The 14,285-nt window shown below is 64.2% G+C and carries 12 protein-coding genes; 11 read left to right on the top strand and 1 reads right to left on the bottom strand.

Going from position 1 to position 14,285, the window contains the following annotated elements; translation table 11 throughout:
* Positions 1-4: 4 nt before the first annotated feature.
* Positions 5-1,060, bottom strand: coding sequence for a dTDP-glucose 4,6-dehydratase (gene rfbB, locus ACZK1G_RS02940; RefSeq protein ID WP_049443076.1), 1,056 nt, complete (start codon positions 1,058-1,060; stop codon positions 5-7).
* A gap of 264 nt (positions 1,061-1,324) precedes the next feature.
* Between rfbB and ACZK1G_RS02935 the strand changes: the two genes are divergently transcribed.
* From ACZK1G_RS02935 to ACZK1G_RS02885, 11 genes are all read left to right on the top strand, one after another.
* The gene (locus ACZK1G_RS02935) at positions 1,325-2,071 is read left to right on the top strand and encodes an electron transfer flavoprotein subunit beta/FixA family protein (protein ID WP_049443075.1); all 747 of its coding nucleotides are present in this window, start codon (positions 1,325-1,327) and stop codon (positions 2,069-2,071) included.
* Complete coding sequence (locus tag ACZK1G_RS02930; RefSeq protein ID WP_049443074.1) at positions 2,071-3,009, top strand: electron transfer flavoprotein subunit alpha/FixB family protein; 939 nt, start codon at positions 2,071-2,073, stop codon at positions 3,007-3,009. The genes ACZK1G_RS02935 and ACZK1G_RS02930 overlap by 1 nt, the downstream gene beginning before the upstream one ends.
* The gene (locus ACZK1G_RS02925) at positions 3,009-3,989 is read left to right on the top strand and encodes a lysylphosphatidylglycerol synthase transmembrane domain-containing protein (protein WP_101764915.1); all 981 of its coding nucleotides are present in this window, start codon (positions 3,009-3,011) and stop codon (positions 3,987-3,989) included. The genes ACZK1G_RS02930 and ACZK1G_RS02925 overlap by 1 nt, the downstream gene beginning before the upstream one ends.
* 112 nt (positions 3,990-4,101) lie before the next feature.
* Positions 4,102-5,517 (top strand): UbiA family prenyltransferase, encoded by a 1,416-nt coding sequence (locus ACZK1G_RS02920; protein ID WP_049443072.1) that lies wholly within the window; start codon positions 4,102-4,104, stop codon positions 5,515-5,517.
* Positions 5,514-6,827 (top strand): FAD-binding oxidoreductase, encoded by a 1,314-nt coding sequence (locus ACZK1G_RS02915; RefSeq protein ID WP_049443071.1) that lies wholly within the window; start codon positions 5,514-5,516, stop codon positions 6,825-6,827. The genes ACZK1G_RS02920 and ACZK1G_RS02915 overlap by 4 nt, the downstream gene beginning before the upstream one ends.
* Positions 6,828-6,829: 2 nt before the next feature.
* A complete protein-coding gene (locus ACZK1G_RS02910; protein ID WP_049443070.1) occupies positions 6,830-7,561 on the top strand; it encodes an SDR family oxidoreductase in 732 nt (243 codons plus the stop codon).
* 1 nt (position 7,562) lies between these two features.
* A complete protein-coding gene (locus tag ACZK1G_RS02905; RefSeq protein WP_101764914.1) occupies positions 7,563-8,507 on the top strand; it encodes an NAD-dependent epimerase/dehydratase family protein in 945 nt (314 codons plus the stop codon).
* A gap of 3 nt (positions 8,508-8,510) precedes the next feature.
* Positions 8,511-10,667: a hypothetical protein gene (locus ACZK1G_RS02900; protein WP_158297979.1), complete on the top strand. Its 2,157-nt coding sequence runs from the start codon at positions 8,511-8,513 to the stop codon at positions 10,665-10,667.
* A gap of 10 nt (positions 10,668-10,677) precedes the next feature.
* Complete coding sequence (locus ACZK1G_RS02895) at positions 10,678-11,979, top strand: NAD(P)/FAD-dependent oxidoreductase (protein WP_101764912.1); 1,302 nt, start codon at positions 10,678-10,680, stop codon at positions 11,977-11,979.
* A gap of 17 nt (positions 11,980-11,996) precedes the next feature.
* A complete protein-coding gene (locus tag ACZK1G_RS02890; RefSeq protein WP_158297978.1) occupies positions 11,997-13,862 on the top strand; it encodes a hypothetical protein in 1,866 nt (621 codons plus the stop codon).
* A complete protein-coding gene (locus ACZK1G_RS02885; protein ID WP_101764910.1) occupies positions 13,859-14,260 on the top strand; it encodes a GtrA family protein in 402 nt (133 codons plus the stop codon). Before ACZK1G_RS02890 ends, ACZK1G_RS02885 begins: the two co-directional genes overlap by 4 nt.
* Positions 14,261-14,285: the final 25 nt, after the last annotated feature.

Here is a 14,285-nt window from a genome sequence, read left to right as displayed (position 1 = left end):
GGATTCAGGCTGCGGTGCCGATGCGCTGCAGACGGTAGCTGCCGTCGAGCACGCCGTTGACCCATTCCTGGTTGTCCAGGTACCAGTCGACGGTGAAGGTGATGCCCTGCTCGAAGGTGTAGGCCGGTTCCCAGCCCAGGTCGTTCTTCAGCTTGGACGCATCGATCGCATAGCGGCGGTCATGACCAGGACGATCGGTGACGTAGGTGATCTGGCTGCTGCGCGGCTGGCCGTCCGCACGCGGGCGGCGCTGGTCCAGCAGCGCGCAGATGGCCTGCACCACCTCAATGTTCTGCTTTTCCGAGTTGCCACCGACGTTGTAGGTCTCGCCGACCTGGCCCTTGGCCAGCACGGTGCGAATCGCTTCGCAATGGTCGGACACGAACAGCCAGTCACGCACCTGCTTGCCATCGCCGTACACCGGCAGCGGCTCGCCGGCCAGCGCCTTGGCGATCACAAGCGGGATCAGCTTCTCCGGGAAGTGGTACGGACCGTAGTTGTTCGAGCAGTTGGTGGTCAGCACCGGCAGCCCGTAGGTGTGGTGGAAGGCGCGGACCAAGTGGTCCGAAGCGGCCTTCGACGCCGAATACGGGGAATTCGGAGCGTACGGCGTGGTTTCGCTGAACTTGCCGGTCTCACCCAGGGTGCCGTACACCTCGTCAGTGGACACATGCAGGAAGCGGAAGGCGGCACCCGGCCCGGCCGGCAGCGCCTTCCAGTAGTCGCGCACCGCTTCCAGCAGGCCCAGGGTGCCCACCACGTTGGTCTGGATGAACGCACCCGGGCCATCGATGGAACGATCGACATGGCTTTCGGCGGCGAAGTTCAGCACCGCGTCCGGCTGGTGCTCGGCCAGCAGGCGGGCGACCAGATCACGGTCGCCGATGTCGCCTTGCACGAACACGTGGTCGGGGTTGCCCTCCAGGCTGGACAGAGTCTTCAGGTTGCCGGCGTACGTCAGCACATCAAGGTTGACGACCTTGATGCCGCGGGCGACGGCTTCGAGGACGAAATTACCGCCAATGAATCCGGCGCCGCCGGTGACAAGCCATGTGGGCACTACCTGTTCTCCTGATCGAAATGTCATCCATGGGGCGCACTTGGGCGCTCCCGCACAGCGGCACAGCATACATGTCCCCCGTCTTCACGACTGCCAGCGTGTCGTGAATGGCGCACTTGCTCCGTCCGTCCCATGCCGCGCCGCAACATAACCATACGCATTCGCATGGTCCCCTCAAGCCAGCTAGAATCGGGATCCCACCCCCGAACCGGTTGCTGTGCGAGGACCGGACGTTCTCCCCGTTATTGAAGGACCCCGTACCAGATGAAAATCCTCGTCGCGTACAAGCGCGTGGTGGACTACAACGTCCGCATTCAGGTCAAGCCGGACGGTTCCGGCGTGGTCACCGACGGCGTCAAGCTGTCCCCCAATCCCTTCGATGAAATCGCTCTGGAAGAAGCCCTGCGCCTGCGCGACAAGGGCATCGCCAGCGAAGTCGTGGTCGCCACCATTGCTCCGGCCGATGCCCAGGCGCATCTGCGCAACGGCCTGGCCATGGGTGCCAACCGTGCCGTCCATGTGGTCACCGACCAGGCCATCCAGCCGCTGACCGCCGCACGCACCCTGCTCAAGCTGATCGAGAAGGAACAGCCGGACCTGGTGATCCTGGGCAAGCAGGCGATCGACGACGACGCCAACCAGACCGGCCAGATGCTGGCCACGCTGTGGGGCCGTCCGCAGGCGACCTTCGCCAGCAAGCTCGAGATCGCAGACGGCAAGGCCACGGTCACCCGTGAAGTCGACGCCGGCCTGGAAACGCTGGAAGTCGATCTGCCGGCGGTGGTCACCACCGACCTGCGCCTGAACGAGCCGCGCTTCATCAAGCTGCCGGACATCATGAAGGCCAAGGCCAAGCCGCTGGAGGCCCTGCAGCTGGCCGACCTCGGCGTTGAAGCCGCCGACACCTTCAAGACCACCCAGTACGCCGCGCCGTCCAAGCGCAGCAAGGGTGTGATGGTCAAGGACGCGGCCGAACTGGTTGCCGCACTCAAGCAGAAGGGGTTGCTGTAATGAGCAGGATTCTCGTCATCGCCGAGCACCACGACGGCAAGCTCAACGCCGCTACCGCCAAGACCGTCAGCGCTGCTGCCGCCATCAGCGGTGCCAGCATCGACGTGCTGGTGCTGGCCGCCGACCCGGCCGCCGTTGCCGCCGAGGCCGCGAAGATCACCGGCGTCGCCAAGGTCCTTACCGTGGCCAACGCTGCCAATGCGCAGGCCATCGCCCAGGTGCTGGCGCCGCAGATCGCGCAGCTGGCCAAGGGCTACACCCACGTGTTCGGCCCGTCGACCACCTTCGGCAAGGACCTGATGCCGTGCGTGGCCGCCCTGCTCGGCGTCAACCAGGTCTCCGACCTGATGAGCGTTGAAGGCAGCCACACCTTCAAGCGCCCGATCTACGCCGGCAACGCGATCATCACCGTGGAAGCCCCGGCCGACCAGATCGTGGTCGCCACCGTGCGTGCCGCGTCGTGGCCGGAAGCCGCCCAGGGCGGCAGCGCCGCCATCGAAGCGGCCAGCGTCGATGCTACCCTGCCGACCCACACCCGCTTCGTCGGCCTCGCCGCTGGCGCCAGCGACCGCCCGGACCTGCAGAGCGCCAAGCGCGTGGTCTCCGGTGGCCGTGGTGTCGGTTCGGAAGAGAACTTCAAGGTCATCTTCCAGCTGGCCGACAAGCTCGGTGCCGCCGTCGGTGCCTCGCGCGCCGCGGTCGATGCCGGCTACGTGCCCAGCGACCTGCAGGTCGGCCAGACCGGCAAGATCATCGCGCCGGAACTGTACGTGGCCGTAGGCATCAGCGGTGCGATCCAGCACCTGACCGGCATCAAGGATGCCGGCACGATCGTCGCGATCAACAAGGATGGCGACGCGCCCATCTTCGAGATTGCCGATATCGGCCTGGTGGGGGATCTGTTCGCGATCCTGCCCGAGCTGGAACAGGCGCTGTAATGACGGACTGCTCGTCCCCGGCGCCGGTAAAGCCGGTGCGCCGGGGGCGCGCAGGCTCATGGGTCGTCGCCATTGCGGCTGCATATCTCGCTGCACTGTGGTACATCGACCGCGAGCGCAACATCCTCGCGCAGCTGAGCAACCTCAACGGCACTCTAGCCCTTTGCGCCGGGCTGGTACTGGTCAGCTATGCCTTCCGCTACCAGCGCTGGCGATCGGCGCTCTCCGCGCAGGGGCTGCGACTGCAAGGCTGGCGCCTTGGCGCCTTGGCCTACCTCGCCGGCTTCGCCTTCACCGCTTCGCCTGGCAAGGCAGGTGAACTGCTCCGTATCCGTTACTTCGGCTGGCAAGGCGTACCGGCTGGTGCCACCTTGGCGACATTCATCTTCGAGCGCGCACTGGATCTGCTGGTGATCACCGTACTGGCTATCGGTGCGGCCCACATGATCCCTGCGTTCGGCGTGCTGGCCACCATCATTCTGGGAGTCCTTCTGATCCTCGGTTTGCTGGCCTGCTGGCCACCTCTGGCTCGCGGCGCGCATCGTCTCATCGAGTACCTTCCGGGCTCGCCGGTACGCCGACTTGGCCATTTCCTGATCGCTGGCACCCGCGCGCTCGACCCACTGCTGTGCTGGCGCCTGCTGCTTCGCTCCGCCCTGCAGGGCGGAGCGGCGTGGCTGCTGACTGCCCTGGCCTTTACCTTGCTATGTCAGGCCATGGGCATCAGTCTGCCCTGGCTGCTGATGCTGAGCATCTATCCGCTGGCCATGCTGATCGGCGCACTGTCCCTCGTCCCCGGTGGCGTAGGGACCACCGAGGCGGCCATCGTGCTGATGCTCGGTGCTTCCGGGGTCGAGGTGGATGCTGCATTGACCGTGGCCATCGGCATCCGACTGGTCAGCCTGTGGCTGGCGGTCATTGTCGGCATGCTGGCCATGGCACGCCTGGAGCTGGCGGCCAGACCACGTCCCGCGCCCTGATCCATGGCTGCGCGCTCAACATGGTTCCCTTATCATTCAGGATGATTTCATCCGTGCGAAAAAGTACCTACATGCAGAACCATGCCGCCTTCTGCGACGAGGCACCTCGGCTGTGACCTCTTCTCGTGCCCTATGCGTCGATCTGGATGGCACCCTGCTCCGCTCGGACATCCTGTACGAATCGTTGCTGGCCCTGCTGGCCCACAACCCGCTGTACCTGTTCCTGGTGCCGTTCTGGCTGCTGCGGGGCAAAGCCTACGTAAAGCGCCAGCTGGCCTCGCGCGTGCAACTGCCCGCCGAGACCCTGCCCTATGACGAGCGGGTGCTGGACATACTGCGCACCACCACCCAACGCCCCCGCGTGCTGTGCACCGCCTCCGACCGCCTGCTGGTCCAGCCCATCGCCGACCATCTGGGACTGTTCGAGGAAGTGATGGCCAGCGATGGCCAGACCAACCTGTCCGGCAGCAACAAGGGGCAGGCACTGGCAGCGCGCTTTGGCGAACGAGGCTTCGACTACATGGGCAACGGCACGGTCGACCTGAAGGTCTGGGCCCATGCTGGCGGCGCGATCGTGGTCAACAACGGGGCCGGGCTGGCCAGTGCTGCGGCAAAGCAGACCGAAGTGCTTGCCCACCTGCCCTCTCAGAATGGCGGTCTGATCACCTGGATCAAGGCGTTACGCGTCTACCAGTGGCTGAAGAACCTGCTGGTGCTGGTACCGCTGCTGACTGCCCACCGCTTCTTCGATCTCACCTCGATCATCGATGCAGGCACGGCCTTCCTGGCCTTCGGTCTGTGCGCGTCAGGCGTCTATCTGCTCAACGATCTGCTGGACCTGACTCCAGACCGGATGCATCCGCGCAAGCGCAAGCGCCCATTTGCCGCGGGCACGCTGCCGCTGCTGCATGGCCTGCTGGTGGCGCCGTTGATCACCCTGGCCGGCTTCGCCCTGGCGCTGGCCTGCAGCCCGGCCTTCGCGGGCGTGCTGCTGTGCTACTACGTGATGACCCTGAGCTACTCGCTCAAGCTCAAGCGCATTGTAATGATCGACGTGGTGATGCTGGCAGCGCTGTACACGGTGCGCATCATCGGCGGCGCGGTGGCGATCAACTCTGAACTGTCGTTCTGGCTGCTGGCGTTCTCGATGTTCGTGTTCCTCAGCCTGGCCATGCTCAAGCGCTACACCGAACTGGCCTCGGCACTGGCCAGCGGCAAGGAAATGGCGATCGGCCGCGGCTACTCGGTGTCCGACCTGCCGCTGGTGCAGTCGCTGGGCGCGGCCGCCGGCTACATTGGCGTCGCGGTTTTCGCGCTGTACATCAACAGCCCGGAAAGCCTGGAGCTGTATACCAGTCCCAAGCTGCTGTGGCTGCTGTGCCCGATCCTGCTGTACTGGATCAGCCGCATGTGGATCGTCTCGCACCGGGGCGACATGCATGACGACCCGATCGTGTTCGCGGCGATGGACCGCGGCAGCCAGATCGTCATCGCACTGTGCGTGCTGATCGTCCTGATCGCCATATGAGTGCAGCGGTTGGCCAGTCCTGGGGGCGCTACCCGCGGGTAGAGCAGCGGATCCTTCCGGTGCTCGACCGCGCTGCTGCCCTGCCGCTGCCCGCAGAGGGCGGCACGGTGCTGCCCCACGGCAATGGGCGCAGTTACGGCGACAGCTGCCTGAACCCAGGCGCGACCCTGCTGACCAGCCGCGCTCTTGACCGTTTCATCGATTTCGATCCGGCCACGGGCATCGTGCGCTGCGAGGCAGGGGTAACCCTGGCCGACATCCTGGACATCGCGCTGCCGCGCGGCTGGTTCCTGCCGGTCACCCCCGGCACCCGTTACGCCACCGTGGGCGGCGCAATCGGCAACGACGTGCACGGCAAGAACCACCATCGCGCAGGTACGTTCTGCCACCACGTGCTGCGCCTTGAACTGCTGCGCAGCGATGGTTCGCGCCAGCAACTCACGCCGGACGACAGCAGCGGCCTGTTCGCCGCCACCGCAGGTGGGCTGGGCCTGACCGGCTTCATCACCTGGGCCGAGCTGCAGCTTCGTCGGGTACCAGGCCCATGGATCGAAACCGAGTCGATCCGTTTCGACAACCTGGACGAGTTCTTCGCGCTGTCGCGCGAGTCGGCCAATGATTTCGAATACACCGTTGCCTGGATCGACTGCCTGGCCAAGGGCCGCGCGCTTGGTCGTGGGCATTTCCTGCGCGGCGACCATGCACCCGGCGACGCCCACGCGGCCACGCCCAGTTCGGCCCCTCGCCGCAGCATGCCCATCGTGCCGCCGGTTTCGCTGGTCAATCCGCTGACCCTGCGTCCGTTCAACACGCTGTACTACTGGCGCCAGCCGGCTCGCCGGGCCCGCCACGTATCGCACTACCAGAGCTATTTCTATCCGCTGGACGGCATCAACCACTGGAACCGCATGTACGGCCCGCGCGGCTTCCTGCAGCACCAGTGCGTGCTGCCGCCGGCCACCGCGCGCGACGCCACCGCGGCACTGCTGGGCGAAATTGCCCGCAGCGGGCGCGGTTCGTTCCTGGCGGTGCTGAAGGAATTCGGCGACCGGCCCTCGCCGGGCCTGCTCTCCTTCCCGCGCCCGGGCACCACTCTGGCGCTGGATTTCCCCAACGACGGTCCCGAGCTGTTGAAGATGCTCGACCGCCTGGACCACATCGTCAGCGAAGCGGGCGGTGCCGTATACGCGGCCAAGGACGCGCGCATGTCCGGCGCGTTGTTCCGCCAGGCCAACCCGGCCTGGGAAGCCTTCTCCCGCTTCATCGACCCTCGATTCTCATCCGGCTTCTGGCGCCGGGTGATGGAGTAACCATGCAGAAGATCCTGATCATCGGCGCGACCTCGGCCATCGCCGAATCGGTTGCGCGCCTATACGCCGCACGTGGCGCCGCGCTCTACCTGGTGGGTCGCAGCGCCGGCAAACTGGACGCCATTGCCGCCGACCTGCGCGTGCGCGGTGCCCCGCACGTGCACAGCGGCGTGCTGGACGTGAACGATGTGGCCGCCCATGGCGCCCTCCTGGACAACGCATGGGCCGCGCTGGGCGGCGTCGATACCGTCCTGATCGCCCACGGCACCCTGCCCGACCAGGCTGCCTGCGATGCCTCCGTGGAGCTGTCGCTGCGCGAGTTTGCCACCAACGGTACGTCCACCATCGCCCTTGCAGCGGCCCTGGCACAGCGCCTGCAGTCCGGTGCGAGCCTGGCCGTCATTTCTTCGGTAGCCGGTGATCGTGGCCGCGCCAGCAATTATCTGTACGGCAGCGCCAAGGCAGCGGTCACCGCCTACCTGAGCGGCCTGGGCCAGCGCCTGCGTCCGGCTGGCATCAACGTGCTGGTCATCAAGCCCGGCTTCGTCGATACGCCGATGACCGCCGCGTTCAAGAAGGGCGCCCTGTGGGCGACACCGGACAAGGTCGCCGCCGGCATCCTCAAGGCGATCGGCAAGCACAAGGCCGTTGCCTACCTGCCCGGCTTCTGGTGGGCCATCATGATGATCATCAAGAACATCCCCGAATTCGTCTTCCGCAGGATCAAGCTCTGACATGACCGACAAGCACGCCAAGATCGTCATCACCGGTGCTGCCGGCCTGGTGGGGCAGAACCTGATCGTCGAGTTGAAGCAGCAGGGTTACACCCAGCTGGTCGCCATCGACAAGCATGCCCACAACCTGGATATCCTGCACGGCCTGCACCCGGATGTCCGCGTGGTGAAAGCCGACCTGGCTGAACCTGGCGCGTGGGCCGGTGAATTCAACGGTGCCGCCTGCGTGGTGCAGCTGCACGCGCAGATCACCGGCAAGACCACCGACCTGTTCGTGCGCAACAACATCACCGCCACCGGCCACGTACTGAAGGCCACCCAGGACGCCTCAGTGCCCTACATGGTGCACATCAGCTCCTCGGTGGTGAACTCGGTGGCCAAGGATGACTACACCAACACCAAGCGCGAGCAGGAAGAGATGGTGGTCGCCAGCGGCCAGCGCCACTGCGTGCTGCGCCCGACGCTGATGTTCGGCTGGTTCGACCCCAAACACCTGGGTTGGTTGTCGCGTTTCATGGCACGCACGCCAGTATTCCCGATCCCGGGCGATGGCAGGTTCATGCGCCAGCCCCTGTACGAACGCGACTTCTGCCGCTGCATCGCCAAGTGCATCGAAACCGAACCGGACGGCGAGGTCTTCGACATCGTCGGCGATACCCGCGTGGATTACGTGGACATCATCCGCACCATCAAACGGGTCAAGAAGCTGCATACGGTGATCGTGCACATCCCGATCGGCTTCTTTGGCTTCCTGCTGAAGGTCTACAGCCTGTTCAGCAGCAAACCGCCCTTCACCGCCGACCAGCTGAAGGCACTCAGTGCCGGCGATGACTTCAAGGGCATCGACACCGAGGCCGTGTTCGGGGTGAAGCAGACGCCGTTTGAAGAAGCGATTCGCGAGAGCTATACCGATCCGCGCTACGCGAAGATCGTACTGGAGCGTTGACGCGTGCGGGAAGGACGCTGGTATCTGGGCCAGGGACTGGCTGCGGCATGCCTGCTTGTGGCGTTGCTGCTGTGGATCCGACCGCCGGTATCGGAGCTCCCAATGGGCGCTACAGCCCCCAAGGGTGGCTGCCCGTCGTCGGCATCGTCGTTCCTGCGTGCCGATCCGGACATCCACCATGCCGCCATCACCTACTGCGCAAACGGCGACGAAGCGCGTGGCACGATCGAACTGCGACTGCCTGCCAACCACGCCATGCGCCCACGACTGGCGGTGGCCGGCTACATCGATGGACACGCAGTACGCCTGCGCATCGCCTTGGAGGATGATGAGGAATCACTGTATGTGATCCAGCGTGCGGGCGAGCAATGGCAGCCGTTGAACATCCGGGTGCCGCAGAGTTGGGCGGGACGGCCCCTGCGCGTGGTCCTGGATGACCAAGGGACTGGATTCCAGCAGTGGGCGGGCATTGGCATGCTGCCCGAGCCTGGGCGTCTGGGCATTCCGATCATGTCACTGCTGTTGGCCAGCATCCTGCTGAGTGCGCTCGCTCTGCCGCCCCCACGGAGCGAAGGCGTGCCTACACCTCCCAGGAAAACACCTGTCCGCCGCACCGTTTCACTGGTTCTTCTGGCTGCATCGGTAGCACTGCTGGCCGCGAAGCTCTACCAGGGCGACGTCGCTGGTGTCTGGCATCATCCTGACCAATCCATTCCGGTGAAAGTCATGGTCGCCATGCATGAACATGGCGATCTGAATACCGATTGGGCTCGCGCTGACCTTCCTGAGTTCCATGCATTCCGCTACAACTTCTCCGGGTACATTCAAGCGGTCTACCTGACCATCAAGGCGATTGCACCAGCGGCATTCAAAAGCGAATTCGACCTGCTGCACTACCTGCTCGAATTCTCGCGCTGGTCCGCCGCCCTCACCTTGGCAGTCTGCCTCCTGCTGCTCGTACGTACGTTGGGTGTTGGTTATGCGCTGGTCGGGGTGCTTCTGGTCGCGACCACCCCCCAATTCCTGCAGGACGCGCATTACGCCCGGCCAGAGGCATGGAGCACGCTGCTCTCAACGCTGGCGTTCGCGCTCGCATGCCTGAAGCCTCAGCAACGCTGGGCCCAGTTCGGCCTCCTGGCCCTTCTGGGCATGTTGGCTGGCGTGCTGACGACCATAAAGTTCACCTATGCCGTTTTCAGCCTGTACTGCGTCGCTGCCGCATGGCAGCCTGTACGCCAGTTACCGGGATTGACGCGGAAGCTCCAGCATCTTGGCATGTTCGGCGGCGCATCGCTGGCAGGTGTTGTCTTCGGCATCTGCGTCGGTTCACCGGCCATCGTGGCTGACCTTCCCGGATTCCTGGCGGGCATCCAGGCGCTGGACCACCAGTACGGCGGGGGCCATCCCCCGTTTGGGCCGATGACGCACGGGCTGGTTCCGCAATGGCATTGGATCACCGGTTACTACCTGGCCACCCTCGGCTTGCCCTTGGTGGTGCTGCATGTGATGGGCTACTTCCGCACCTCGCTGGCACCAGCCAAGGCCGGCTTCCTGGCGGTCTTCGCCATTACGTTTGGCGCCTTCCTGGTCCAGTCGGTGTTCTTCGAACGCAATCTGACCGCATTGATACCAGCCTTCATGATGGTTGCCGTGGCTGGCGCTGCCAACATCGAGCGGTTCGCCGCGGCCCGCCTCGCGCTGCAGCGCCCCTTGGCCCGCAGGCTGCTGCACCTGGCCTGCATGGGGCTGCTGGTACTGGCAGGCGCTTGGGGCATGTCGGTCAGCGCCCGACTGGCCCCCTATTTCGACCGCATCCACCTGCAGCAGATACTGGATGAACGCACCGACCGACTGCAGGGCATCGCCGCGGAAGTGGGCGCCGTACGCACCGAGGTCATCACTTACCCCCAGGTATTGGGCATGGACCTCCCGCCACCATCGACGGACTGTGTGCTGTTCATCGGCACCTCGTTCAACGACGACTGGTCAAGGCGCTATTATTCCCAGATGGATCAGTCATTTATCCGCATTGGCAGAATCGCCTCGGATTTCAACGACGTCCCGACCGGTACCCTGCACATCTACCACAGCCCGGCGTACGAATTGTTCGCCACGCGCCCGGGGTGCCGTCTCACGGCGCTCCCCACTTCCTTCCATTGATACGATTGCCATGACCCAGAAGCGATTTGCCATCATCGGCGCAGGCCCCATGGGCCTGATGGCCGCCGTGAAACTCCTCGACCAGGGCCACTCGGTCACGATCTACGAGCGTGACGATCGCATTGGCGGCATGTCGGCCAACTTCGATTTCGACGGCCTGTCGATCGAGCGCTATTACCACTTCATCTGCAAGACCGACTATCCGCTCTTCGCGCTGCTGGAGCGCTACGGCCTGTCCAAGGCGCTGCGCTGGACCGACACCAAGATGGGCTATTTCTACAAGGGAAAGCTCTACAAGTGGGGCAACCCGTTTGCACTGCTCGCCTTCCCCCACCTTGGGCCGATCAGCAAGTTCCGCTATGCGCTGCACGTGATGTACACCAAGGGCATCAAGGACTGGACGGCGCTGGACAAGGAAGAGGCCGGCGCATGGATCCGGCGCTGGGTCGGCCAGAAGGCCTATGACGTGATGTGGAAGGATGCCTTCCGCCTGAAGTTCTTCGAGTTCAAGGACAACCTGTCGGCCAGCTGGATCGGCACGCGCATCAAGCGCGTGGCACTGTCCCGCCGCAACCTGATGAACGAGAGCATGGGCTACCTGGAAGGGGGCTCGATGACGCTGCTGGAACGCATGGTGCAGGACATCCAGGCGCGCGGCGGCCGTATCGAGCTGTCGCAGGGCATCGATGAAGTAGTGTCCGAGAACGGCAAGGTCACCGGTGTATCGGTGGGCGGCGAATTCACCGCTTACGACGGCGTGATCTCCACCGCACCCATCCAGTACGTGCCGGCGCTGGTGCCGGGGCTGCCGGAGGACTTCCGCGCCAAGGTCGCGGCGGTGCAGAACATTCCCGTCGCCTGCGTGATCCTCAAGCTCAAGCACGCGGTGAGCGAAAACTTCTGGATGAACATCAGCGATCCGGGCATCGAGATCCCGGGCGTGATCGAGTACAGCAACCTCAACCCGGGCCACGACCCGGGCCAGAAGATCCTGTACGCACCGTACTACATGCCCAAGACCCACCCGAAGTGGCAGCAGTCCAACGCCGAGCTGATCGAGGAAGTGCTGGGCTACCTGGCACGGATCAACCCGGCCTTCAAGCGTGACTGGGTGCTGGCCTCGCACTGCCATCGCTATGAGTTCGCGCAGACGATCTGCCCGCCGGGCTTCCAGGACATGCTGCCGTCGATGCGCACGCCGGTGCAGGGCTTCTTCATGGCCGACACTGCGTATTACTACCCTGAAGATCGCTCGATCAACGAGAGCATCAACACGGCCGAGGCCCTGGTGAACGAGGCGCTGCGCGCATGACCCCCAGATCAGGTGCCGTGCGTACCCGATTGTTGCAGTGGTTCCATCCGCAGCACCCGGTGTTCCTACTGGCCATCCTGCTGGTCCCGATGATGGCCGTGCGCGCCTATCTGGTGCTCCGTTTCGGCAGCAGCAGTCCGTTCTGGGACCAATGGGATGCCGAGCTCGACAACCTGTTGTTGCCTTATCTGCGGGGCGAGCTCCACTTCAGCCAGTTGTTCGCGGCACACAATGAACACCGCATTCTTTTCACACGGCTTGTTTCACTCGGCTTGTTTGCAGCCAATGGGAACCAGTTCGATGCCAAGGTGGAAATGCTGTTCAACATCGTCCCGTACGCGGCCGCGTTGGGCACTATGGCTTGGGTCGGCATGCGTACGCTGGTGCCCGCTGCCCGTCCGTTCCTCATCCTGGGCATTTTTGCGTTGGCCTCTGCGCCTTTCGGCTGGGAAAATCTGATCGCTGGGTTCCAGAACCAGTTCTTCATCCTGGCACTTCTGTCATTGATCACCATCTGGCTGGCATCGGCTGAGGTACTGGATCGCAGGCGCCTGCTGGCCATTCTGATCTGCTCGGTACTCGCCCTGTTCACCATGGCCAGCGGTATCTTTGCCGCTGCGGCAGCGGCGGGTCTGCTCGTTTATCGCCTGCTCGCCGCTGATGTTGACCGCCGTAGGGGCGGTCTTGCCCTGTTGCTGATGCTGGCGGTCACCGTCGTGGGTCTTGTGACCCTTCCCGCACCACCACATGGCGACACCTTCCATGCTCGTTCCATCGGCCAGTTCCTGGAGGCCTTGCGCAATACCCTTGCCTGGCCGTTGCGACCGCGCTGGATCAGCGTAGCGGTGCTTTGGCTGCCGACGGTCGCTCTTACCCTCGCAATGCTGCGCCGCACGCTGACCCGACAGAGCATTTCGCGGGGAGAGCGTTTCGCTTTCGCAGTCGCAGGTTGGGTGCTGGTGCAGGCCGTAGCCATGGCCTACTCGCGGGGCACAGAGGTGCACAACGTGGTGACCTCGCGCTACACCGACCTGCTGGCCATCGGTGTGATCAACAACCTGTGGCTGGTACTGCACGCTTGCTTCGGCAATGGATCGCGGCTCCCTTCATGGGGTCGCACCACAGTACCTGCGGTATTCATCGGCTGGATCGCGCTTTCCTCGTTCCCGACCTTCGTCGCCGCCAAGGGCAGCATGCAGGAGCGCTCGATTGCTGGCGCCATGCAGGAAAAGTTACTGGCGACCTACCTGCGCGATGGTGATCTCGACGCGCTGCGCGACACCCCCGGTCGCTTCCCCTATCCAGACGCCGAACGCATCGATCACGTCCTGAGCCGCTCAGACGCAGCTTCCATCATGCCCATCGAGATTCGCCGGCCATTGGCGTTCCCGACGGACCACTGCAGCGGACTGGAGCACCCCGGCGCCTTCGCGGGGTTGCCCAACCGTCCACAGGCCATCGGTACTTATCTTGTCGATGGCGGCGACGCCAACATCATCGACTGCAGCAGTGCGCCGGTGCTGGTGAAGGGCGGCAGGATGCTGTACTTCCAGGGTGGCTACGGGCCACCAGGGGTGGCCGCCACCCTGGTCGGCAAGCAACACACCATAGAATTGGTGACCCAAGGCGTAGCCGGCGATCGTTGGAGGCCGCGTCTGCTGGATCTGCCTGCGGATGAGTACCAATTGCATATCGTGGACAACGATCCCCACGGCTGGGTCGCGGTAACACCGCCGATCGAAGCGGGCCGTCTTACCCAGTTTCGCGTCGTAGCAGAAGAACGTTGCGGCCCCGGCCTGTACATCGCCCTGGTGCTGACCCTCATGATGCTGATCGCCGCCGTATCCGGCGCAGCCAATCGCCACCGAGAGACGCAGGCATGAGTCGCCAGTTCCTCCTGTTTGTTATTTGTGGTGGCACTGCGGCGGCGGTCAATGTCGGTAGCCGCGTCCTGTTCAGCCTTGCTTTCCCTTTCGAGGTGGCGGTCTGCCTTGCCTATGGGCTGGGCATGCTGACGGCTTTCATCCTCAATCGAGTCCTGGTGTTCAAGGGTTCGAACCGGCCTATCGCACAGCAGGTCGCCTGGTTCGTCGGCATCAACGCAATCAGCCTGCTGCAGACCTTGGGCATCAGCATCGTTCTCAAGCGCTGGGCCCTGCCTGCACTGTCGTGGCCATTGGATATCCCACTGAGCGCCCATCTGGTCGGCGTAGCCGTCCCGATCGTAACGGCTTATCTCGGTCACAAACACTTCACATTCGCACGCCGCGGGGTCGATTGAACCTGAACGATAACGCTGCACCCCC

Source organism: Stenotrophomonas sp. 109824_Sma, from assembly GCF_056480025.1.
This window is presented reverse-complemented; position numbering and strand designations above follow the sequence as displayed.

Excerpts from the sequence above, each read along its gene's own strand:
- ACZK1G_RS02935 (WP_049443075.1), top strand. The coding sequence starts at position 1,325 with ATGAAAATCCTCGTCGCGTACAAGCGCGTGGTGGACTACAACGTCCGC.
- ACZK1G_RS02930 (WP_049443074.1), top strand. The coding sequence starts at position 2,071 with ATGAGCAGGATTCTCGTCATCGCCGAGCACCACGACGGCAAGCTCAAC.
- ACZK1G_RS02925 (WP_101764915.1), top strand. The coding sequence starts at position 3,009 with ATGACGGACTGCTCGTCCCCGGCGCCGGTAAAGCCGGTGCGCCGGGGG.
- ACZK1G_RS02915 (WP_049443071.1), top strand. The coding sequence starts at position 5,514 with ATGAGTGCAGCGGTTGGCCAGTCCTGGGGGCGCTACCCGCGGGTAGAG.
- ACZK1G_RS02910 (WP_049443070.1), top strand. The coding sequence starts at position 6,830 with ATGCAGAAGATCCTGATCATCGGCGCGACCTCGGCCATCGCCGAATCG.
- ACZK1G_RS02905 (WP_101764914.1), top strand. The coding sequence starts at position 7,563 with ATGACCGACAAGCACGCCAAGATCGTCATCACCGGTGCTGCCGGCCTG.
- ACZK1G_RS02895 (WP_101764912.1), top strand. The coding sequence starts at position 10,678 with ATGACCCAGAAGCGATTTGCCATCATCGGCGCAGGCCCCATGGGCCTG.
- ACZK1G_RS02885 (WP_101764910.1), top strand. The coding sequence starts at position 13,859 with ATGAGTCGCCAGTTCCTCCTGTTTGTTATTTGTGGTGGCACTGCGGCG.